Genomic DNA, 22,061 nt, shown 5'->3' with positions numbered 1-22,061 from the left:
CCTGGGATCTTTGCATTGCCTGTTCCGGCCCCTTCGCGGGTAAACCCGCTCCTACAAGGTCCTGTAGGAGCGGGTTTACCCGCGAAAGGGCCGGTGCAGGCAAACCCAAATTATTCGACCCGCGTCTCACCGCTGTACACCAATATCTCCCGGCACCGCTTGCACAGGTAGCGCCGCCCCTGGCGCACCAGCTTGTGCCGCTGCGCTGTAAACGGGAAGTCGCCTTGCGGGCACGGGCAGCGGTAGATGTAGCGGGTCACTACGCGCCGTTGCACCTCATAGCTGTGGCAGCGGTTGGGCGGCAATTCGTACACCCCACGCATGATCAACTGCCACTCCTCACCATGGGCCTGGATGCGGTCGCCGAACAATTGGTGGGCCACCAGGTGCGCCACTTCATGGGCCACGGTCTGGCGAAGGAAGTCTTCCTGGTTTTCGCGGTACAGCTGCAAGTTGAAGCGCAGCAGGTTCTCGTGCAGATGGGCGACCCCGGCTTTTTGCCCGCGCAGCTTGAAGCTGACTTCCGGGCGTGGGAAGGGGCGTTTGAAAAAGGTTTCGGCTTGCTGGTAACAGGTTTCGACGCGTTGTTTGAGCAGCTCGGGCATGGCGGGATGGTTCTCCTGACCGGGTATTATGCCGCAACCACAGGCAGCCTGCCGAGCCACCGGTCAGCGCACAGCCAGAGGCCGCCTTACGGCGGCCCCTGGTTGATGCCCCAGTGTTGGTTGAGTCTTTTTTAGTTGGTATAGACGGGCCCCACGCCCAGTCCCCAGATAATCACCGTGGCGGCCATGATCGCCACGAGTACCACAAGGCCCACCGCCAGTACCGAGCTGGAGAACAGGAAGCCTTCGTCGGACGGTATGTTCATGAAGGTCGGCAAGCCGACATACAACAGGTACACCGTGTAGCAGATGGCGGCAGTGCCAATGAGCATGCCCAGCCACAAGTGCGGGTACAGCGCCGCCAGGCCACCGATGAACAACGGGGTGGCGGTATAGGTGGCAAACGCGATGCACTGCGCCATGGACGGGTTGGCATCGTAGGTGCGGGCCATCCAGTGGATGAACGCGCCCATTACCGCCACCCCGGCGAGCATCGCCAAGTACGACATGATGCTCATCCAGATGGCGCTTTCCATGGTCAACATTACGGCTGGCCGGTCACCGATCACCCAGCCCACCTGGGTGGTGCCGATAAACGCGGAAATGGCGGGGATCGCCGCCAGGATCAGCGTGTGTGTCAGGTACATGTGGCTGATGGTTTCTTCTTCGCCACGGATTTCCCGCCATTCCTGGTCGGGATGGGTAAAAAGCCCCACAACGTGATGAATCATGCCGTCACTCCTCTCAATGTTGCCAAACGCCCCCCAGATGGAGCGCAAGCGGCCCGAGGCCCGAACACCAAAGCAAGCGGTAATGTGGCCTTATGTCGCAGTATAGGAAGCCGTTACCGGCATAAACCGTGCTTTTTAGAGCAAATTGCGCTGTCGGTCGCGTTGCTGATTACATTGAAGTCTTTATCGGAATGCCTACAGCAGCGGCGCGTTTGTGCGTAAAATAGCCGCCTTTTGTCACACCTCGCGGATCCAAGCGCTATGGGCACCCTCTCGGTCAACCAGAACAAACTGCAAAAACGCCTGCGTCGTCTCGCCGGCGAAGCCATCACCGACTACAACATGATCGAGGATGGCGACAAGGTCATGGTCTGCCTGTCCGGCGGCAAGGACAGCTACACCATGCTCGACGTTCTGTTGCACCTGCAGAAGGTGGCACCGATCAAGTTCGAGATCGTCGCGGTGAACATGGATCAGAAACAGCCGGGCTTCCCCGAGCATGTGCTGCCGGCCTACCTCAAGGAACTGGGTGTCGAGTACCACATCGTCGAGAAGGACACCTACTCGGTGGTCAAGGAGCTGGTGCCGGAGGGCAAGACCACGTGCTCGCTGTGCTCGCGCCTGCGCCGCGGCACCCTGTACACCTTTGCCGACGAGATCGGGGCGACCAAGATGGCACTGGGGCACCACCGCGACGACATCGTTGAAACCTTCTTCCTCAACATGTTCTTCAACGGCGCGCTCAAGGGCATGCCGCCGAAGCTGCGCGCCGACGATGGCCGCAACGTGGTGATCCGCCCACTTGCCTACTGCCACGAGAAGGACATCCAGGCCTACTCGGACATGAAGCAATTCCCGATCATCCCGTGCAACCTGTGCGGCTCGCAGGAAAACCTGCAACGCCAGGTGGTCAAGGACATGCTGGTGGAGTGGGAGCGCAAGCACCCGGGCCGTACCGAGAGCATTTTCCGCGCCATGCAGAACGTGGCGCCGTCGCAGTTGGCCGACCGCAACCTGTTCGACTTCACCAGCCTGAAGATCGACGAGAGCGCTACCCCACGCTTCCTCGACGTGGTGAACATCTGAGCCTATGCGCGATTACCCGTGGCTGCATGAGTATTGCCTGAACCGCTTTGGCTCGGCCCAGGCCCTGGAGGCCTTTTTGCCGCAGCCGCGTACGCCGGCACAGTTGCGCGACATCAGCGACGACCGCTACCTGTCGACCCTGGCCCTGCGCGTGTTCCGCGCCGGGCTCAAGCACAGCCTGGTGGATGCCAAGTGGCCGGCGTTCGAGCAGGTGTTCTTCGGCTTCGACCCTGAGAAGGTGGTGCTGATGGGCGCCGAGCACCTCGAGCGGCTGATGCAGGATGAGCGCATCATCCGCCACCTGGGCAAGCTCAAGAGCGTGCCGCGCAATGCGCAGATGGTGCTGGATATCGCCAAGGCGCATGGCAGCTTTGGCGCGTTCGTCGCCGACTGGCCGGTGACCGACATTGTCGGGCTGTGGAAGTACCTGGCCAAGCATGGCAACCAGCTCGGCGGGTTGTCGGCGCCACGGTTTTTGCGCATGGTTGGCAAGGACACGTTTATCCCGACCGATGACATGGCGGCAGCATTGATTGCGCAGAAGGTGATCGACAAGCAGCCGACCAGCCAGCGGGATTTGGCGTTGGTGCAGCAGGCGTTCAACCAATGGCACGAAGAGAGCGGGCGGCCTTTGTGCCAGTTGTCGGTGATGCTGGCGCATACCGTCAACCATTGAGATTGCTGGGGCCGCTGTGCGGCCCAATCGCGACACAAGGCCGCTCCTACAGGAATATGCGGTCCCCTGTAGGAGCGGCCTTGTGACGCGAAAGGGCCGCAAAGCGGCCCCAAAATTCACGCCCCTTCGCCCGCCATGCGCCGCTCATGCTGGAACTTCCAGCGCACATACAGTAGCGCGGCAATGAACAGCCCCAGGCTGACCAGCACTTCAACCCAGCCAAACACCGCCCGCGCCGGGTCGAACGCTGCCAGCACGCCCTTGATGAAATAGATATTCACCACAAAGCAGGTCCAGGCATGCGCCCGGGCGCTGCCCAGCAGCATGCCCGGCAGCAGCAAAAACAGCGGCACCAGTTCGATCGCCAGGATCACCTCGACCCGCGCCCCATGCAGGTTGGCGAACCACAGGTTGTTCACCACCAGCAGGGCAATCAGGCCAAAGAAAAACGCCAGGCTCAGCGCCCGCGTCAGGCGCAAGCGCGGTGCCAGCCAAGCCAGTGGCGGCAACACCTTGGGCTTTCTAGCCACGCGCGGCCTCCAGGGCCTTGGCCGTGGTCGCCAGGCGTTGGCCAAGGGCGCGGCACAGGGCGATCTCGTGCTGGTCGAGTTCACGCTTGCCATCAGCGCCGGCGTGGTGGCTGGCGCCATATGGGGTGCCGCCGCCGCGGGTCTCGAGCAGTGCCGACTCGCTGTAGGGCAGGCCCATCACCAGCATGCCGTGGTGCATCAGCGGCAGCATCATCGACAGCAGGGTGGTTTCCTGGCCGCCGTGCAGGCTGGCGGTAGAGGTGAACACGCCCGCTGGCTTGCCGACCAGTTCACCGCCCAGCCACAGGCTGCTGGTGCCATCGAGGAAGTACTTCAGCGGCGCCGCCATGTTGCCGAAGCGGGTCGGGCTGCCCAGCACCAGGCCGGCGCAGTGGCGCAGGTCGTCGAGGGTGGCGTACAGCGCGCCGCTGGCCGGAATGCCCGGGGCTACTGCCTCGCATTCCGTGGAGATTGCCGGCACCGTGCGCAGGCGTGCTTCCATGCCGGCCAGCTCGATGCCGCGGGCGATGTGCCGGGCCATCTCGCTGGTCGAACCATGGCGGCTGTAATACAGCACCAGAATGTAGGGCTGGCTCACGGCAGGATCTCCAGCACGTTTTCTGGCGGGCGACCGATCACGGCCTTGTCACCGACCACCAGAATCGGCCGCTCGATCAGCTTGGGGTGCAGGGCCATGGCATCGATCAGTTGTGCATCGGTCAAGGCCGAGTCGGCCAGGTTCAGTGCTTTGTATTCGTCCTCACCCGTGCGCAGCAGCTGCCGTGCGCTGATGCCCAGCTTGCCGAGCAGGGCCTTGAGGGTGGTGGCGTCGGGCGGGGTTTCAAGGTAGCGCACGATGGTCGGTGCCAGGCCGCGGGCTTCGAGCAGTTCCAGCGCGCCGCGGGATTTTGAGCAGCGCGGGTTATGATAGAGCGTGAGGTCGGTCATGTCGGGTCGCATCCAGCTGGTTGTGGCGGCTATTCTAACCGCAGCGACTGACCAATTTGCTTTAAAACTCGAGAAGGATTGACCCATGGCAAGGCGTCTGGCAGCAGTACTGGCCATCACCGCGAGCCTGTTGCTCGGTGGTTGCGGTGCCGATTATGGCGTGGACCAGCACGGTAATACGGTTAAGGCCGAACAGATCGACGGGCACTGGCTGGTGCTCAATTACTGGGCCGAATGGTGCGGGCCGTGCCGTACCGAAATCCCGGAACTGAACACCGCGGCCAAGCAGTGGGCAGCCGAGGGCATCAAGGTGGTGGGGGTGAACTTCGATGGCTTGCAGGGCCAGGACCTGAAACAGGCTTCTGAAACCCTGGGCATCGGTTTTACCGTATTGGCCCAGGACCCTGCAGAGCGCTACGACCTGCCGCGCAGCGAGGCGTTGCCGGTGACCTACATCATCGATGACAAGGGCAAGGTGCGCGAACAGTTGCTGGGTGAGCAGACCCTGGAAGGGCTGCAGGCGAAGATCAAGGCCCTGAAAGGCGCCTGACATATTTTGGGGCTGCTTCGCAGCCCATCGCGACAAAAGGCCGCTCCTACAGGTGATCGCGTACCTCTGTAGGAGCGGCCTTGTGTCGCGATGGGCCGCAAAGCGGCCCCGGCATTCTTCAGCCTTCTTCAGGCCAGAAGCGCAGCGGTTTGCCCTCGGCCGGCCAGAAGCGCATCTGCTCCACCGGCGAGACATCCCAGCGCTGCACCGTTTCCAGCGCCTGCAGGAAGCGTTTTTCCTGCTCCATCAACGCTGGCGCACACAGCTTGCGGGTCTTGCCGACCTTGCCGAAGCTCAGGTGTTCGCCGTCCAGCGTGTACGGCGCAAACCAGTGGTTGCAGCCGCCATTGCCATAGGCGCGGCCGTCGCTGGCCAGGGTCAGGGTCAGGTGGCTGTAGTCGATCAACGGGCGTTCGCCAATCCACTCCAGTACATAGCTGCGTTCTTGCTGCAGCTTCGAAGGTTCGGCGGCACAGCCGAGCAGGCCGGCGGCAATCAGCGCGCCGGTCAGCAGATTTTTCACTCGGCGCTCTCCTGGCAACGCGGGCACAGGTGCTTGTCGCCACGGCTGGCCCAGCCCAGCTCGGCGATACGCGCGCTGGCAGCAGGCTGGCGGGCTTGTTTGCCGAGCTTGGCGTCTACTGCAAACTCGAAGTCCAGCACGGCGTCGCAGCTGTCGCACTCGACCTGCCAGGTGAGGATTTCCAGCTCGTTGAACACCGGGCCGCTGGCCACGGCAACCCACTGGCCACGCGGGTTGATCAGGTGGCGCACACTTTCCACGGTCAGGCGCATGGACAAGTCTTTGCTGCCCTTGAGGGTAACCAGCAGGGTGTCGCCTTTGTGCATGGAGCCGCCATTGCCAGTGACCTGGTAACGGCCCGGCACCAAGGCACGGCACTCGATCAGGGTGTGTTGCGGGTTGAAAAGGGTGTAGCGGAAATCGTGCTCGACCATGGGTCCTCCAGAAATGCCGCGTATCCTAGCACTAACCCATCACCAGATTCTGTGGATTGCCTGCCGCCCAGCGGTTGATGTTGTCCAGCGTGGTCGCGGCAATGGCGTCCAGCGCCTCTCGGGTAAGGAAGGCCTGGTGCGCGGTGATGATCACGTTGGGGAAGGTCAGCAGGCGGGCTAGCACATCGTCCTGCAGGGGCAGGTCGGAGCGGTCCTCGAAGAACAGCTGGGCTTCTTCTTCGTAGACGTCCAGGCCCAGGTAGCCAAGCTGGCCGCTTTTCAGCGCGTCGATCAGCGCCGGGGTATCGACCAGTGCGCCGCGGCCGGTGTTGATCAGCATGGCACCGGGCTGCAACTGGGCCAGGCTCTGTGCATTGATCAGGTGCCGGGTGTGCTCGGTCAGCGGGCAGTGCAGGCTGATGATGCGGGCCTCGCGCAGCAGCTCGGGCAGCGGCAGGTAGCGTGCGCCCAGGGCCAGCAGCTCGGGGTTGGGGTAGGGGTCGTAGGCCAGCAGCTGGCAGCCGAAACCGGCCATGATCCGGGCGAAGGCAGCGCCGATCTGGCCGGTGCCGACTACCCCGACGGTTTTGCCGTGCAGGTCGAAGCCAGTCAGGCCGTGCAGGGTGAAGTCCCCTTCGCGGGTGCGGTTGTAGGCACGGTGCAGGCGACGGTTGAGGGCCAGGATCAGCGCCACGGCGTGCTCGGCCACGGCGTGCGGCGAGTAGGCCGGCACGCGGACCACGGCCAGGCCCAGGCGCTGGGCTGCGGCCAGGTCGACGTGGTTGTAACCGGCTGAGCGCAGGGCAATCAGGCGTGTGCCGCCGCTGGCCAGGCGATGCAGCACTGCGGCGTCGAGTTCGTCATTGATGAAGGCGCAAACCACCTCAAAGCCATCGGCCAGGGCGGCGGTTTCGACGGTCAGGCGGGCGGCCTGGAAATGCAGGTCCAGGCGGGTGCCGCTGGCGGCCCGGGTGAAGCTTTCCTGATCGTAGTGCTGGCTGCTGAACAATAGGGCGCGCATTGGGGGCTTCCTTTGCAGTGTATGCCTTGGGTTTTGTGGCGTCTGTGAGATCGAGCGCCGCCCGCGCGGCGCTTCGCGGCTAAAGCCGCTCCTACGTTTGTTTCGGGCCAGTCCCTCCTGTGCCATGCGCGCGCGAACCCCTTGTTTGTACCACGCGATATCGAGGCATGCGCCAAGGCATTCGCGCGCAAATGTCACAGGCATAATTGGCCCGAAACAAACGTAGGAGCGGCTTTAGCCGCGAAGCGCCGCGCGGGCGGCGCTCGATCTCATAGGCGCTGAATGTGTCGAGGCGAACACTTCGGCGCTCGATCTGACAGGCACCACATGTGTCAAACCGGACCCCATCAGGCACTCAACCGCGCCTGTTCAGCCAGGCGGATGATCGCCGCATCCAGTTCGTCCAGCGCCTGCTGCGCCTGCGGGTTCTCCTGCTTGAGCAAGGTCTCGCTGCGCTGGCACGCCGCCCGCAGCTGCGGTACGCCGCAATAGCGTGAGGCGCCGTTCAGGCGGTGTACCTGTTCGATCAGGCCGTTGCGGTCGTCAGCCTCGCGAGCAGCGCGTATCGCATCGCGGTCGGCATCCAGCGAGGCCAGCAGCATGCTCAGCATGTCGGCGGCAAGGTCGGCCTTGCCGGCGGCCAGCCGCAGGCCTTCCTCGGGGTCGAGTACCTTCAGTTCATCACTGTTGCCCAGTTGCTCGGCTTGCGCCTGCTGCGGTGCGCCGAGACTGAGGCCGGTCCATTTCATCACCACCTGGGCCAGTTGCCGCTCGCTGATCGGCTTGGTCAGGTAGTCGTCCATGCCGCCGTGCAGCAACGCGCGTTTCTCATTGGCCATGGCATGGGCGGTGAGGGCAACGATCGGCAGCGGGTTGCCGCTTTGGGTGTTTTCCCACAGGCGGATCTGTTCGGTGCAGGCGCGGCCATCCATGCCGGGCATTTGAACGTCCATCAGCACCAGGTCGAACGGTTCTTCCTGCACGGCCTGTACGGCCGCATAACCATTGTCGACGGCCAGCACCTCGGCACCCAGGTCTTCGAGCAGGGTCTGCACCAGCAGCAAATTGGCGGCGTTGTCGTCGACACACAGGATTTTCGGCTGACGCTGGCCATTGAGGCTGTTGACCTCGCTCAGCGGGCGGCGTGGTTGCACCAGCTCCAGTAACAGGCGCCGCAATTTGCGCGTGCAGGTGGGCTTGGACAGCAGCTGGCCATGGCCATTGGGCAGGTAGGGGTGGTACAGGGCCTGCTCGGTGGTCGGGCACAGCACCACGCACTGGCAATGGTAGCGTTCCAGCTGCTGGTGATAATGGCCCAGTTGCTCGGGCGACAGGTTGCCCAGGTTGGCGCCGAGCACGGCCAGCTCAAACGGCTGGCCGGCCTGGCTGGCCGCTTGTACGCCTTGCAACAACTGGTCGAAGGAGGCGAACACGCTGACACTCAGGCCGCAATCCTCCAGCTGATGCTCCAGCGCCTGGCGGGCCAGTTCGTGGCCATCGACAATGGCGGCGCGGCGGCCTAGCAACGGTTGCAGCGGCAGCTCCTCGATATCATCGTGGGCCTTGGGCAGGTTCAGGCTGATCCAGAACTGCGAACCTTCGCCCGGGGTGCTGTCGACGCCGATTTCGCCGCCCATCTGTTCGATCAGGCGCTTGGAAATCACCAGCCCCAGGCCGGTGCCGCCAGGCTGGCGAGCCAGCGAGTTGTCGGCCTGGCTGAAGGCTTGGAACAGCGTGCGCACATCTTGCGGTGACAGCCCGATGCCGGTGTCCTGCACGCTGATGCGCAACTGGGCGAAGTCCTCATGCTCGTCGTCGAGCATGGCGCGCACGACGATGGTGCCTTCGCGGGTGAACTTGATGGCATTGCTGACCAGGTTGGTGAGGATCTGCTTGAGCCGCAGCGGGTCACCGATCAGCGAAGACGGCGTGTCGCGGTAGACCAGGCTGAGCAGTTCCAGCTGCTTGGCATGGGCGGCCGGGGCAAGAATGGTCAGGGTATCCTGGATCAGGTCGCGCAGGTTGAACGGGATGCTGTCGAGGACCAGCTTGCCGGCCTCGATCTTGGAGAAGTCGAGGATCTCGTTGATGATCCCCAGCAGGTTGTCGGCAGACTTCTCGATGGTGCTCAGGTAGTCCAGCTGGCGCGGCGTCATCTCGCTTTTCTGCAGCAAGTGGGTAAAGCCGAGGATGCCGTTGAGCGGGGTGCGGATCTCGTGGCTCATGTTGGCCAGGAATTCCGACTTGATACGGCTGGCCTCCAGTGCTTCCTTGCGCGCCATGTCCAGCTCGATGTTCTGGATTTCGATGGTTTCCAGGTTCTGGCGCACGTCTTCGGTGGCTTGGTCGATGCTGTGCTGCAGCTCTTCGTGGGCGTTCTGCAGGGTTTCGGCCATGCGGTTGATGCCGCGCGCCAGTTCGTCAAGCTCATGGCTGCCCATGGTCGGCAGGCGTGCTTCGAGGTGGCCGTCCTTGAGCTGGTTGACTGCATGCTTGATGCGCTCGATGGGGCCGTTGATGGTGCGGCTCATGCGCATTGCCAGCAGGCCGCTGAGCACCAGGCAGGCGAGGATCAGCAACAGGCTGGTGAACAGGTTGCGGTAGCCGCGCAGCAGGGTGCCATCGTGCGACAGCTCGATCTCGACCCAGCCCAGCAGGCGTTCGGCTTCAGCCGGCACAGCATCGGTGGCCAGGTCACGATGGTGACCGAACACCGGCATCAGGTAACGGGTAGCATCATTGCCGCTGCGTTGCAGCAACTGGGTGCCGCTGCCGCCGCTGGGTGGCTGGTTGAGCATGCTCGGGCCGGCATGGGCCAGGCGCGTGCGGTCCGGGGCCAGGAAGGCGACCGCGCGCACATCGCTTTGCTCCAGGGTTTGCGCGGCAATGCGCTCCAGTTGTGCAGGCGCCAGCCGGGCCATGGCGGGCGCAGCCAGCGGCGCCAGCTGTTCGGCGATCATCTTGCCGCGCTGCAGCAACTGGGTGCGCAGGTCGTTCTGCTGCAGCCAGGTAAAGTAACTGCCCAGCACCAGGGCCATCAGGCCAGCCGGCAACAGCGCCAGCAGCAGGACCCGGCTGCGGATTCCCAAGCGATCGAGCACACTCGCCTCCTGTGATGTGCCTGGATGCCGTCAAGCGCTGACGGCCAAGCCGCGAAGTTACTCCGCCTGCCGCACCATTGCACCTCTTTAGTACGTGTTTTGCGCCGATGCCGGGGCATTGGTCGCAGGGCGGTTGCCTGGTGGCCTCTTGATGCTCAATAATTGCGCAATTGAGAATGCATGGCAGTTGCCAATGAATCCTGTAGTTATTCACAACTCCAATATCCTCGCCATCGAAGATGATCCGGTACTGGGTGCCTACCTGCACGAAGAGCTGCAGCGCGGCGGCTTTCAGGTAACCTGGTGCCGCAATGGCCTGGAGGGCCTGGAAACGGCTGGGCGCCAGGTGTTCGATGTGGTGCTCATGGATATCCTGCTGCCCGGGCTGAACGGCCTGGACGCCCTGGCGCAGTTGCGCAAGCGCAGCGCCACGCCGGTGATCCTGATGTCGGCGCTGGGCGCCGAAGCAGACCGCATCAGCGGTTTTCAGCGCGGTGCCGACGACTACCTGCCCAAACCGTTCAGCATGGCCGAGTTGCAGGTGCGCATCGAGGCCATCCTGCGCCGTGTGGCGCTTGAGCGCCGCCATCAAGCCCCGCTGGAACAGGCCGGTGCTGGCGGGCTGCAGTTCGACGAAGGGCTGTGTGACGTGCGCCTGGATGGCCAACTGGCCGGGCTGACCCCCAGCGAGTACCGCTTGCTCGAGATTCTCAACCGCAACCTGGATGACGTGTTGAGTAAACCGTTCCTTTACCAGCACGTGTTGCAGCGTGGCTATTCACGGCATGACCGCAGCCTGGACATGCACGTCAGCCAGATCCGCCGCAAGCTAAAGGGTATCGGCTATCACGAGCGGCAGATCCGCACGGTGTGGGGCAAGGGCTACGTGCTCAGTGCCAGCGAGGCTGAGTAGCCATGCTCGACCGCCACTCGCTGTTCTGGAAGCTGGCCATCCTGCTGGTGGGCTTCTGCCTGCTGATGATCGGCCTCAGCTACACCTGGGGCCGCCACATGGAAACCCAGAACGCCTTCCTTTCGGAGCCCGCCCGCCAAGCGTTGCGTGGCTATGCCAGTGAGGCCGAGCAGGCCTGGCGCAGTGGCGGGCGGGTAGGGCTGGACCAGTGGGTGGCGGCGATGCACCAGCGTGAACGTGGCTGGGTGGGCGTGCTCGACATCAACCTGAGGCCGCTCGACAGCGCCACCCTCGACCCGCAGATCATGCAGCGGCTAACCCGCCTGCGCGGGGTCGACTGGCCGATGAGCCGGCGCAGTGTCGACCAGCCGTGGGTACGCATACCGTTTCCGGGGGCACCGGAGCAGGGCATGCTGGTGATCGAACTGCCGCAGCGCTTCAACCCCGACCAGCACCGCTTGCTGTGGCGCATCGTCACCAACGGCATCATCCCCGGCCTGTTCACCTTGCTGTTGTGCGTAGGTCTGTACCGCATGCTGATCGTGCCGCTGAATCAGCTTCGCGAGCAGGCCAATGCCTGGCGTGCCGACCAACTGTCGGCACGCCTGGATTCGCGCACCATCGCCCGGCATGATGAACTGGGTGAACTGGCCCGCGCCTTCGACCAGATGGCCGAGCGGCTGCAGGGCACGGTGGCCATGCAGCAGCAGTTGCTGCGCGACCTGTCCCACGAAATGCGCACGCCACTGAGCCGCCTGCGGGTGGCCTGCGACGGTGAAACCGACCTGCAACGCTTGCGCGAGCGGCTGACCCGCGAAGTGGACGGCATGCAGCAGCTGGTCGAAGACACCCTGCAACTGGCTTGGCAGGATGCCGAGCGCGCGCCGATGAACCTGGAACCGATCGAGGTTCAGGCCTTGTGGGAGCTGCTGGCCGAGAATGCCAGCTACGAGAGCGGCTGGTCGCCCACGCGGTTGCGTTGCGAAGTGCCGAATGATTGCTGGGTGCAGGGGAACCTCAACCACCTGGCCCAGGCGCTGGAGAACATGTTGCGCAATGCCATTCGTCACTCGCCCGCCGAGGGTGTGGTGCGGTTGGGTGGGCAACGTGAGGGCAGTTACTGGTGGCTGTGGCTGGAAGATGAAGGGGGAGGGGTGGCCGAAGAGGACCTGGAGCGAATCTTTGCGCCGTTCTCGCGGCTGGACGGCTCGCGGCCGGGGGATGGTGGTTTTGGGCTGGGGCTGAGCATTGCCCGCAGTGCCATTCAGCGCCAGGGCGGTACCTTGTGGGCGCAGAATGGCAAGCGCGGGCTGCGGTTGTGGATGAGGCTGCCTGTACATGTGCCGGCCCCTTCTGCAGCACTGAAGCCAGCGCGGTCCCTGTAGGAGCGGCCTTGTGTCGCGATGGGGCGCGCAGCGGCCCCAGGGTTTCAGCTTCGCCGCCTATATTGCCGGGGCCGCTGCGCGGCCCATCGCGACACAAGGCCGCTCCTACACGGACCCTGCACGCAGACACAAACTGCTATATAGCTTGTAGCTATATCCACTACAGATTGCGTGATATGGCCGCGAAGGGTTTGCCGGTATGATAGGCGCCCCTGCCGTCCGGATTGTGAAATACGCCATGACCTTGCAGTACCCAACCATCGCCGATTGCGTCGGCAATACGCCTCTGGTTCGCCTGCAGCGCATCGCTGGCGAAACCAGCAATACCCTCCTGCTCAAGCTCGAAGGTAACAATCCCGCCGGCTCGGTGAAGGACCGCCCGGCACTGTCGATGATCACCCGCGCTGAACTGCGTGGCCAGATCAAGCCCGGCGACACGCTGATCGAAGCCACCTCCGGCAACACCGGCATCGCCCTGGCGATGGCGGCGGCGATCAAAGGCTACAAGATGATCCTGATCATGCCCGACAACTCCACCGCCGAACGCAAGGCGGCCATGACCGCCTACGGTGCCGAGCTGATCCTGGTGACCAAGGAAGAGGGCATGGAAGGCGCCCGTGACCTGGCCGAGAAGCTGCAGGCCGAAGGCCGTGGCCTGGTGCTGGACCAGTTCGCCAACGGCGACAACCCGATCGCCCACTACAACAGCACCGGCCCGGAGATCTGGCAGCAGACCCAGGGCAGCATCACCCATTTCGTCAGCTCCATGGGCACCACCGGTACCATCATGGGCTGCTCGCAGTACCTCAAGGAACAAAACCCGGCGGTACAGATCATCGGCCTGCAACCGATGGAAGGCTCGGCCATTCCGGGTATCCGCCGCTGGCCCGAGGAATACCTGCCGAAAATCTTCGACGCCACCCGCGTCGACCGCGTGGTCGACATGTCGCAGCAGGAAGCCGAAGACACCACCCGCCGCCTTGCCCGCGAAGAGGGCATTTTCTGCGGCGTGTCTTCCGGTGGTGCGGTCGCAGCCATGCTGCGCCTGTCCCGCGAGGTGGAGAATGCCACGATGGTCGCAATTATCTGCGACCGCGGCGACCGTTACCTGTCCACCGGCCTGTTTGACCCGAGCTAAATGTCCAAGAAAAAATCCAACAGCGGCCTGCGCTTCCAGCCAGCCGGCGGTAACCGCAGCCCCCAGGTCCCAGTGGGCAAGAAGCAGCGCCTGGATATCGAGCGCCTGGCCGGTGACGGCCGTGGCATCGCCTTCCTTGAAGGGCGCACTTGGTTCGTCAGTGGCGCCCTGGCGGGTGAAGCCGTGGAGGCACGCGTGCTCAATGCCCGCGGCAAAGTGGTCGAAGCCCGCCTGGAGCGGGTGCTGCAAGCCAGCCCCGAGCGCCGTGAAGCGCCGTGCCGCCACTATGACCGCTGCGGTGGCTGCAACTTGCAGCACCTGCCACACGATGCGCAACTGGCGCTGAAGCAGCGCACCCTGGCCGAGCAACTGCAACGGGTGGCTGGCGTTCAACCTGAAGAATGGGCAGCCCCCCTCAGCGGGCCGGAATTCGGCTACCGGCGCCGGGCCCGTGTGGCCGTGCGCTGGGATATCAAGGCACGCCAGCTGGAAGTCGGCTTCCGCGCCGAAGCCAGCCAGGACATCATCGCCATCGACGATTGCGCCGTGCTGGTACAGCCCTTGCAGTCGATTCTGCGTCACTTGCCGACCGTGCTGCGCTCGTTGAGCAAACCGCAGGCGCTGGGCCATGTGGAACTGTTCAGCGGCACTGCCGAAGCAGTGCTGGTGCGCCATGTGGCGCCGCTGCCGGCAGATGACCTGGCCAGGCTGCAGGCCTTCTGCGAGCAGGCCAATGCCCAGCTGTGGCTGCAAGGCGAAGGTGCGCCAGCGCCGCTGGAGCCGGCCGCGCAACTGGGTTTTGCCCTGGCACCGTGGCAGCTGGAACTGGCCTGGCGCCCGGGCGACTTCGTGCAGGTCAATGCCCAGGTCAACACCGCAATGATCGAGCAGGCGTTGGCCTGGCTCGCACCGCAGGCCGACGAGCGCGTGCTGGACCTGTTTTGCGGTCTGGGCAACTTTGCCCTGCCGCTGGCCCGCCAGGCCCGCGAAGTGGTGGCCGTAGAAGGTGTGCAGGCCATGGTCGATCGCGCTGCGGCCAATGCCCGAAACAACAATGTGCATAATGCACGGTTTTTTCAGGCCGATTTATCGCAGCCTTTGGCAGGCACCGGATGGGCCGCCGAGGGCTTTTCTGCGGTACTCTTGGATCCACCGCGCGACGGTGCTTACGAGGTGGTGCAAGGCATCGCCCGCCTCAAGGCCAGCAGGCTGGTCTATGTATCGTGCAACCCGGCCACGCTGGCGCGAGACGCGCAGGTGCTGGTCGGCCAGGGGTACCGGTTAAAAAGGGCCGGGATTCTCGACATGTTTCCTCAAACGGCACATGTCGAGGCCATGGCGTTATTCGAAGCGGGCTAGCTGACTGGCCCCTTGGTGCGGCCGCCACGGAAGGGTGGCCACACGGTGATCGCCAGCGCACCCGCGTGGTGTGCTGTATGGAAAGGTAAAACAAAGATGGTACAGGTGAGAGTGCACCAGCCGGTCAACACTGACGGCAGTATCAATCTCGAAGCATGGTTGGACCATGTGGTAAGCGTCGATTCGGCACTGGATCGCGCAGCGCTTAAAGAGGCCTGCGAGTTTGCCCATGAGGTAGAGAAAAAGGGTAACCCGGCCAAGCATTCCTGGGCGGACGGTACGTCCAGCTTCCAGGCAGGGCTGGAGATCGCCGAAATCCTCGCCGACCTCAAGCTCGACCAGGATTCGCTGGTGGCAGCGGTCATCTACCGCTCGGTGCGCGAAGGCAAGGTGACCCTGGCCGAAATCAGCCAGCGTTTTGGCCCGGTGGTGTCGAAGCTGATCGACGGCGTGCTGCGCATGGCCGCCATCAGTGCCAGCCTCAGCCCGCGGCAGTCGCTGGTGCTGGGCTCGCAGGCGCAGGTCGAGAACCTGCGCAAGATGCTCGTGGCCATGGTCGACGACGTGCGCGTGGCGCTGATCAAGCTGGCTGAGCGTACCTGTGCGATCAGGGCGGTAAAAGCGGCCGATGAAGAAAAGCGCCTGCGGGTCGCCCGTGAGGTGGCTGATATCTACGCGCCATTGGCGCACCGCCTGGGCATCGGCCACATCAAGTGGGAGCTGGAAGACCTGTCCTTCCGCTACCTCGAGCCTGACCAGTACAAACAGATCGCCAAGCTGTTGCATGAGCGCCGGCTGGACCGCGAGCGCTTCATCAGCGACGTGATGAACCAGCTGCAGAACGAGCTGCTGGCTACTGGCGTGAAGGCCGACATCAGCGGCCGGGCGAAACATATCTATTCGATCTGGCGCAAGATGCAGCGCAAAGGCCTGGAGTTCAGCCAGATCTACGATGTGCGCGCCGTGCGTGTGCTGGTGCCGGAGATCCGCGACTGCTACACCGCGCTGGGTATCGTCCACACCCTGTGGCGGCACATCCCCAAGGAGTTCGACGACTACATCGCCAACCCCAAGGAGAACGGCTACCGCTCGCTGCACACCGCGGTGATCGGGCCGGAGGGCAAGGTGCTGGAAGTGCAGATCCGTACCCACGGCATGCACGAGGAAGCCGAGCTTGGCGTGTGCGCCCACTGGCGTTACAAGGGCACCGACGTCAAGCCCAGCTCCAACCATTACGAAGAGAAGATTTCCTGGCTGCGCCAGGTGCTGGAATGGCACGAAGAACTGGGCGACATCGGGGGCCTGGCCGAGCAGTTGCGGGTCGATATCGAGCCGGACCGGGTCTATGTGTTTACCCCGGACGGCCATGCCATCGACCTGCCCAAGGGCGCCACGCCGCTGGACTTCGCCTACCGCGTGCACACCGAGATCGGCCATAACTGCCGCGGCGCCAAGATCAATGGCCGTATCGTGCCGTTGAACTACAGCCTGCAGACGGGCGAACAGGTCGAGATCATCACCAGCAAGCACGGCAACCCCAGCCGCGACTGGTTGAACTCCAACCTGGGTTATGTCACCACCTCGCGGGCGCGGGCCAAGATCGTCCACTGGTTCAAGCTGCAGGCGCGCGACCAGAACGTGGCCGCCGGCAAGACCTTGCTCGAGCGCGAACTCAGCCGCCTGGGCCTGCCGCAGGTGGACTTCGAGCGCCTGGCCGAAAAAACCAACGTCAAGACCGCCGAGGACATGTTCGCCTCGCTCGGTGCTGGCGACTTGCGCCTGGCCCACCTGGTCAACGCTGCCCAGCAGTTGCTCGAGCCCGAGCGCATCGAGCAGATCGAACTGGTGCCGCGCAAGCCTAGCGGCCCGCGCACCGGCAAACGTGGCGACATCCAGATCCAGGGTGTCGGCAACCTGCTGACGCAGATGGCCGGCTGCTGCCAGCCGCTGCCGGGCGATGCGATTGTCGGCTATATCACCCAGGGCCGCGGTGTGAGCATCCACCGCCAGGATTGCGCCTCGGTGCTGCAGCTGGCGGGCAAGGAACCGGAGCGCATGATCCAGGTGAGCTGGGGGCCAATCCCGGTGCAGACCTACCCGGTCGACATCGTCATCCGCGCCTACGACCGCCCGGGCCTGCTACGCGACGTTTCGCAGGTACTGCTGAACGAGAAGATCAACGTGCTGGCGGTGAACACCCGCTCGAACAAGGAAGACAACACCGCGCTGATGTCGCTGACCATCGAGATTCCAGGCCTGGATGCGCTGGGGCGCCTGCTGGGGCGCATCTCGCAGTTGCCGAACATCATCGAGACGCGGCGTAATCGTACCCCTTGAGACCGCGGCGCCTGCTTCGCGGCGGTTCGGCGCCCCGACTTGCCCGCTCCCACAGGATGGATACAGGATTCAAAAACTGTACAGTACCTGTGGGAGCGGGCGAGCCCGCGAAGAAGGCTCCATCGAAGGACCTGCCTGAATGACCTACACCCTCGAAGACCTGCTGCACCTCATGGCCCGCCTGCGCGACCCGCAGTACGGCTGCCCGTGGGACCTGCAGCAGAACTACGCGAGCATCGTCCCGCACACCCTCGAAGAGGCCTACGAAGTCGCCGACACCATCGAGCGCGGTGATTTCGAGCACCTGCAAGGTGAGCTGGGCGACTTGCTGTTCCAGGTGGTCTACTACAGCCAGCTGGCCAAGGAGGAGGGGCGTTTCGAGTTTGATGGTGTGGTCGACAGCATCACCCGCAAACTCATCCGCCGCCACCCGCATGTGTTCCCCACTGGCGAGCTGTATGCGCCGGTGGACACCCCCAGCCTGAGCGAGGCCCAGGTCAAGTCGCGCTGGGAAGAAATCAAGGCCGAAGAGCGCGCGGAAAAAAGCCAGCCCGAACAGTTGTCGCTGCTCGACGACGTGCCGGCAACCTTGCCGGCGCTGTCGCGGGCAGCCAAACTGCAAAAGCGCGCAGCCACGGTCGGTTTCGACTGGCCGGCGGCATTGCCGGTGCTCGACAAGGTCCGTGAAGAGCTGGACGAAGTGCTGCAGGCCATGGCCGACGGTGATGCCGATGCGCTTGAGGATGAAGTCGGCGACCTGCTGTTTGCCGCCGTCAACCTGGCACGCCACCTCAAGCAGGACCCGGAACACGCCCTGCGCCGCGCCAACCGCAAGTTCGAGCGACGTTTCCGTTTTATCGAGCAGGCATTGCGCGACAGCGGTCGCCCCATTGAAGATTGTAACCTTGACGAGCTGGATGCCCTTTGGGGTGAAGCCAAACGTCAGGAAAAGAACCTGCCCAGCTGCGGCTGAGCTGTTGCATAAGTGAGTGAACATTCATGAGCCTTTCCCTTCGCGACCAATTGCTCAAAGCCGGTCTGGTCAACCAGAAACAGGTCTCGCAGACCAACAAAGCTGAAAAGAAACAGAAGCGCATGGAGCACAAAGGCCAGGTCGAAGTCGACGACAGCCAGCAGCGCATTGCCAAGGAAGCCATGGCCGAAAAGGTCAAGCGCGACCAGGAGCTGAACCGCCAGCAGCAGGAGAAGGCCGAGCAGAAGGCCCGTGCCGCGCAGATCAAGCAGTTGATCGAGGCCACCCGCCTGCCCAAGCTGACCACCGAGGACTACTACAACTTCGTCGACGACAAGAAGGTCAAGCGCATTGCCGTCAACGCCCTGATGCGCAGCAAGCTGAGCAATGGCGCGCTGGCCGTGGTGGCGCATGCCGGCGGTTACGAGGTTATCCCCCGTGAAGCAGCGGTGAAGATCCAGGAGCGCGACCCGAACCGTATCCTGCTGCTTAACACCCATGTGGAGGAAGCGGACGAAGACGATCCGTACGCGGCCTACAAGATCCCCGATGACCTCATGTGGTGAACACGCAAAACCCCGCCTTGGCGGGGTTTTTTATTAAAGGCTGGGTTATTGCGTGGCGCGCTGGTTTTCCAGGTCTTCCAGTTCTACGCGGTACTGGTGCGCTTCGTGCTCGTTGTGGAACATACCAACAAGCTGACCTTGTTGGTGCACATCCCAGATCCGCACGCCAGCGGCCAGGCCTTCGTGGGACATTCTCGATTCGTCGCGTTCGGTTACTTGGACAGTCATCGGTAAACTCCACTTCTTCAGGGGCTGCGACACTGTGTCGCACACCTCCTTTATAGGGTTTGTTAGCTGGCTAAGTAAATAAAACGGGGATGAAACAAGTTTCATAAAAGGGCCGAACGCGGTCAGTGTAGGAGCGGCCTTGTGTCGCGATGGGGCGCGCAGCGGCCCCGGGATTTGTGCCCAACCTCAAAATTGCCGGGGCCGCTGCGCGCCCCATCGCGACACAAGGCCGCTCCTACAAGAGACCGCGTTAGCATATGGCAGGCAGAAAAAAGCCCCGCACTGGGCGGGGCTTCGAATGTTGCTGACAACGCCGGCTCAGTTGCCCTTCACCGGCTTGCCATCGACCGTGCCATCCTGCAGCACGATCACATACTCCTTGCCATCAGTCTCTACCTGGCGCAGTTGCACCAGCAGGTAGTCCCAGCTCTTGGCGAACCACAGCTCGGTAATGCGCTTGCTCTGGCTTGGGTCACGCACGCGCTCGACCTTCACTGCATCGACCTGGCCAGTCTTGGTGGTGACTTTTTCGGTACCCAATACACGGAAGTCGTAGGTATCGATCTCGTCACCGTCGACCACCTGGTAAGTCATGCTCTTCTTGCCCGCCGCCACATCGTGCTGCAGGGCAAGCTGGTAGGACGACTTGTCCAGCACACCGCGGTTAAGCGGTAGGTTGATAGCATCGCCACGGTCGCTGCCGGTGACCTTCTTGGTGTTCCAGTCGAAGTTCAGGTCGACTTTCTTCGCCTTGCCCAGGCCACCGCGTTCGAAGTGGTACTTCAGCGGCAGCAGGGTGTCGTTTTCCAGGCGCAGGGTGCTTTGCTCGGTCAGGCTGGCGATCATCATGGAGGCCTTGAAGTTAAGGTCCCAGGTACCGTTGGCATTTTTGACCAGGCTGCGCTCGGCAGTACCGCTCATGGGCAGCTGCTTCCAGTCGGCGGTGTAGCTGGCCGAGAAGGGCTTCAGGTCAGCTGCCTGGAGGGGCAGGGCGAGCACGGCGAGAGCCAAGAGCAGGGCACGACGCATAAATTCTCCTAGGATCGGATCAAGTGACCGCTGGCCGGCAGGGGTTGGTCATCCAGTAATGCACCTTGGTCGCCAAGACGCAAGCGGCCTTCAGCGAACCAGCGCACGGCCAAGGGATAGATCTGGTGTTCCTGCTGGTGAACCCGCTGGGCCAGGCTTTCGACGGTGTCATCAGACGCCACCGGTACTACAGCCTGTACGACCAGTGGGCCGCCATCGAGTTCCTCAGTCACGAAGTGTACGCTGCAGCCATGTTCGGCGTCGCCTGCTTCCAGGGCCCGGCGGTGGGTGTGCAGGCCTTTGTACCTGGGCAGCAGCGACGGGTGGATGTTAAGCAGGCGGCCCTGATAGTGGCGCACGAAGTCGCCACTGAGGATGCGCATGAAACCGGCCAGCACCACCAGGTCGGGGGCAAAGCCGTCGATGCGCGCCATCAGCGCGGCATCGAAGGCTTCACGGCCGTCGAACTGGGTGTGGTCGAGCACAGCGCTGTCGATACCGGCCGCTGCGGCGCGTTGCAGGCCGTAGGCATCGGCGCGGTTGGAGACCACCGCACGGATGCGCACCGCGCTGTCCGGGCCTTGGCAGCTGTCGATCAGGGCTTGCAGGTTGCTGCCGGAACCCGACAGCAGTACCACTACATTGCAGGTCTCGCTCGGCATCAGTGTGCCTTGAGGTTCTGCAGCTCGACCTGGGCGGCGCCTTCGGCAGCTTCGGCGATGTGGCCGATAACCCATGGCTGTTCACCGGCGGCGCGCAGTTCGTTCAGGGCTGCTTCGACCTGGTCCTGGGCTACGCAGATGACCATGCCCACGCCGCAGTTCAGCACGCGGTGCATTTCGTGCTCGTCGACGTTGCCTTTTTCCTGCAGGAAGTCGAATACCACCGGGCGCTGCCAGCTGGCCACGTCAACCACGGCCTGGGCGTTTTTCGGCAGTACGCGCGGGATGTTGTCCAGCAGGCCGCCACCGGTGATGTGGGCCATGGCCTTGACTGCGCCGGTGTTCTTGATCAGCTGCAGCAGCGGCTTGACGTAGATGCGGGTTGGCGCCATCAGCAGGTCGGTCAGCGGCTTGCCGTCCAGTTGGGTGTTCTCGATGTCGGTAGCCGACACCTCGAGGATCTTGCGGATCAGCGAGTAGCCGTTGGAGTGCGGGCCCGAGGACGGCAGGGCGATCAGCGCGTCGCCGGTGGCAACCTTGGAGCCATCGATGATTTCAGCCTTTTCCACCACGCCGACGCAGAAACCGGCCAGGTCGTAGTCTTCGCCTTCGTACATGCCAGGCATTTCGGCGGTTTCACCACCGACCAGCGAGCAGCCGGCCAGTTCGCAACCGGCACCGATACCGGTGACCACCGTGGCGGCCACGTCAACGTTCAGTTTGCCGGTGGCGTAGTAGTCGAGGAAGAACAGCGGCTCGGCACCGCAGACGACCAGGTCGTTGACGCACATGGCGACCAGGTCCTGGCCGATGCTGTCGTGCTTGTTCAGGTTCAGCGCCAAGCGCAGCTTGGTGCCGACGCCGTCGGTACCGGAGACCAGTACTGGCTGCTTGTAGCCGGCCGGGATCTCGCAGAGGGCGCCGAAGCCGCCCAGGCCACCCATGACTTCAGGGCGTGCGGTGCGTTTTGCCACGCCCTTGATGCGTTCGACCAGTGCTTCGCCGGCGTCGATGTCTACACCGGCGTCCTTGTAGCTCAGGGAGGGTTGCTTGCTCATTGATCCAGGCCTTTAGGAGGGAGGGATTCTTAAAAACGACCATGACGGCCAAGGCCGGCGGATAAGCGGCGGCTGCCTGAAACGTCAGTGGTCTGTGAAGGCGCGCGATTTTATCAGGGTTGCCGGGCAGCGGCCATCCTCAGGCCGACGGGCAGGGCATGAAAATGGGTAAATAGTTGTGGCTGCCCGCCCGGAGAGGTATGCGGCC

Annotated in this window: 23 protein-coding genes; 10 read left to right on the top strand and 13 right to left on the bottom strand. The window is 63.4% G+C overall.

Going from position 1 to position 22,061, the window contains the following annotated elements; all coding sequences use genetic code 11:
* Positions 1-110 precede the first annotated feature (110 nt).
* Both ACIP02_RS24775 and ACIP02_RS24770 read right to left on the bottom strand, forming a co-directional pair.
* A complete protein-coding gene (locus ACIP02_RS24775) occupies positions 111-605 on the bottom strand; it encodes a SprT family zinc-dependent metalloprotease (protein ID WP_400621947.1) in 495 nt (164 codons plus the stop codon).
* Between the two features lie 131 nt (positions 606-736).
* Positions 737-1,336, bottom strand: a complete 600-nt coding sequence (locus ACIP02_RS24770; RefSeq protein WP_012270925.1) for a Yip1 family protein — start codon at positions 1,334-1,336, stop codon at positions 737-739.
* A 261-nt stretch (positions 1,337-1,597) separates the two neighbouring features.
* Between ACIP02_RS24770 and ttcA the strand changes: the two genes are divergently transcribed.
* Both ttcA and ACIP02_RS24760 read left to right on the top strand, forming a co-directional pair.
* Entirely contained in the window at positions 1,598-2,422 is an 825-nt protein-coding gene (ttcA, locus tag ACIP02_RS24765; RefSeq protein WP_201207511.1) for a tRNA 2-thiocytidine(32) synthetase TtcA, read from the top strand.
* Between the two features lie 4 nt (positions 2,423-2,426).
* Positions 2,427-3,098, top strand: coding sequence for a DNA-3-methyladenine glycosylase I (locus tag ACIP02_RS24760; protein WP_400621943.1), 672 nt, complete (start codon positions 2,427-2,429; stop codon positions 3,096-3,098).
* 116 nt (positions 3,099-3,214) lie between these two features.
* Here the strand turns inward: ACIP02_RS24760 and ACIP02_RS24755 are convergent, their stop codons facing one another.
* From ACIP02_RS24755 to arsC, 3 genes are read right to left on the bottom strand one after another with little or no spacing between them, the layout of a single operon-like run.
* Positions 3,215-3,628 carry a DUF2069 domain-containing protein gene (locus tag ACIP02_RS24755; RefSeq protein WP_400621940.1) on the bottom strand — a complete coding sequence of 138 codons (414 nt, stop codon included), beginning with the start codon at positions 3,626-3,628 and terminating at the stop codon, positions 3,215-3,217.
* On the bottom strand, positions 3,621-4,226 hold the full coding sequence (gene wrbA / locus ACIP02_RS24750; protein ID WP_400621937.1) for an NAD(P)H:quinone oxidoreductase: 606 nt from the start codon (positions 4,224-4,226) through the stop codon (positions 3,621-3,623). The genes ACIP02_RS24755 and wrbA overlap by 8 nt, the downstream gene beginning before the upstream one ends.
* Positions 4,223-4,576, bottom strand: coding sequence for an arsenate reductase (glutaredoxin) (gene arsC, locus ACIP02_RS24745; protein ID WP_400621934.1), 354 nt, complete (start codon positions 4,574-4,576; stop codon positions 4,223-4,225). Before arsC ends, wrbA begins: the two co-directional genes overlap by 4 nt.
* Before the next feature lie 85 nt (positions 4,577-4,661).
* Between arsC and ACIP02_RS24740 the strand changes: the two genes are divergently transcribed.
* Positions 4,662-5,126: a TlpA disulfide reductase family protein gene (locus ACIP02_RS24740; protein ID WP_201207513.1), complete on the top strand. Its 465-nt coding sequence runs from the start codon at positions 4,662-4,664 to the stop codon at positions 5,124-5,126.
* 118 nt (positions 5,127-5,244) lie between these two features.
* On the opposite strand, the gene ACIP02_RS24735 is transcribed toward ACIP02_RS24740, so the two are convergent.
* The 4 genes from ACIP02_RS24735 to ACIP02_RS24720 all read right to left on the bottom strand — a co-directional run bounded on the left by ACIP02_RS24735 (position 5,245) and on the right by ACIP02_RS24720 (position 10,205).
* Entirely contained in the window at positions 5,245-5,649 is a 405-nt protein-coding gene (locus ACIP02_RS24735) for an META domain-containing protein (RefSeq protein WP_400621931.1), read from the bottom strand.
* The gene (locus ACIP02_RS24730) at positions 5,646-6,083 is read right to left on the bottom strand and encodes a hypothetical protein (protein ID WP_060501873.1); all 438 of its coding nucleotides are present in this window, start codon (positions 6,081-6,083) and stop codon (positions 5,646-5,648) included. The genes ACIP02_RS24735 and ACIP02_RS24730 overlap by 4 nt, the downstream gene beginning before the upstream one ends.
* 31 nt (positions 6,084-6,114) lie before the next feature.
* A complete protein-coding gene (locus tag ACIP02_RS24725; protein ID WP_400621928.1) occupies positions 6,115-7,104 on the bottom strand; it encodes a 2-hydroxyacid dehydrogenase in 990 nt (329 codons plus the stop codon).
* A 347-nt stretch (positions 7,105-7,451) separates the two neighbouring features.
* Positions 7,452-10,205, bottom strand: a complete 2,754-nt coding sequence (locus ACIP02_RS24720; protein WP_400621925.1) for a response regulator — start codon at positions 10,203-10,205, stop codon at positions 7,452-7,454.
* 193 nt (positions 10,206-10,398) lie between these two features.
* Here ACIP02_RS24720 and ACIP02_RS24715 point away from each other — a divergent pair, with 193 nt between their 5' ends.
* The 7 genes from ACIP02_RS24715 (at position 10,399) to ACIP02_RS24685 (ending at position 18,876) form a co-directional block, all read left to right on the top strand.
* Positions 10,399-11,118, top strand: a complete 720-nt coding sequence (locus ACIP02_RS24715) for a response regulator transcription factor (protein WP_400621922.1) — start codon at positions 10,399-10,401, stop codon at positions 11,116-11,118.
* Between the two features lie 2 nt (positions 11,119-11,120).
* On the top strand, positions 11,121-12,503 hold the full coding sequence (locus tag ACIP02_RS24710) for a histidine kinase sensor domain-containing protein (protein WP_400621919.1): 1,383 nt from the start codon (positions 11,121-11,123) through the stop codon (positions 12,501-12,503).
* Between the two features lie 238 nt (positions 12,504-12,741).
* Entirely contained in the window at positions 12,742-13,641 is a 900-nt protein-coding gene (gene cysM, locus ACIP02_RS24705; protein ID WP_201205394.1) for a cysteine synthase CysM, read from the top strand.
* On the top strand, positions 13,642-15,000 hold the full coding sequence (rlmD, locus tag ACIP02_RS24700) for a 23S rRNA (uracil(1939)-C(5))-methyltransferase RlmD (RefSeq protein ID WP_400621916.1): 1,359 nt from the start codon (positions 13,642-13,644) through the stop codon (positions 14,998-15,000).
* 96 nt (positions 15,001-15,096) lie between these two features.
* Entirely contained in the window at positions 15,097-17,337 is a 2,241-nt protein-coding gene (relA, locus tag ACIP02_RS24695; protein ID WP_400621913.1) for a GTP diphosphokinase, read from the top strand.
* A 139-nt stretch (positions 17,338-17,476) separates the two neighbouring features.
* Complete coding sequence (gene mazG / locus ACIP02_RS24690) at positions 17,477-18,310, top strand: nucleoside triphosphate pyrophosphohydrolase (RefSeq protein WP_400621910.1); 834 nt, start codon at positions 17,477-17,479, stop codon at positions 18,308-18,310.
* A gap of 26 nt (positions 18,311-18,336) precedes the next feature.
* Complete coding sequence (locus tag ACIP02_RS24685) at positions 18,337-18,876, top strand: DUF2058 domain-containing protein (protein WP_400621907.1); 540 nt, start codon at positions 18,337-18,339, stop codon at positions 18,874-18,876.
* Between the two features lie 45 nt (positions 18,877-18,921).
* On the opposite strand, the gene ACIP02_RS24680 is transcribed toward ACIP02_RS24685, so the two are convergent.
* The 4 genes from ACIP02_RS24680 to purM form a co-directional block, all read right to left on the bottom strand.
* A complete protein-coding gene (locus tag ACIP02_RS24680) occupies positions 18,922-19,104 on the bottom strand; it encodes a hypothetical protein (RefSeq protein WP_400621904.1) in 183 nt (60 codons plus the stop codon).
* A gap of 318 nt (positions 19,105-19,422) precedes the next feature.
* Entirely contained in the window at positions 19,423-20,133 is a 711-nt protein-coding gene (locus ACIP02_RS24675; protein ID WP_400621901.1) for a DUF3108 domain-containing protein, read from the bottom strand.
* 8 nt (positions 20,134-20,141) lie between these two features.
* On the bottom strand, positions 20,142-20,795 hold the full coding sequence (purN, locus tag ACIP02_RS24670) for a phosphoribosylglycinamide formyltransferase (protein ID WP_400621898.1): 654 nt from the start codon (positions 20,793-20,795) through the stop codon (positions 20,142-20,144).
* Positions 20,795-21,853 carry a phosphoribosylformylglycinamidine cyclo-ligase gene (gene purM, locus ACIP02_RS24665; RefSeq protein ID WP_016485267.1) on the bottom strand — a complete coding sequence of 353 codons (1,059 nt, stop codon included), beginning with the start codon at positions 21,851-21,853 and terminating at the stop codon, positions 20,795-20,797. The genes purN and purM overlap by 1 nt, the downstream gene beginning before the upstream one ends.
* Positions 21,854-22,061: the final 208 nt, after the last annotated feature.

It is taken from the genome of Pseudomonas sp. NPDC089408, from assembly GCF_044749445.1.
In the GTDB taxonomy this organism is placed as follows: Bacteria; Pseudomonadota; Gammaproteobacteria; order Pseudomonadales; family Pseudomonadaceae; genus Aquipseudomonas.
This window is presented reverse-complemented; position numbering and strand designations above follow the sequence as displayed.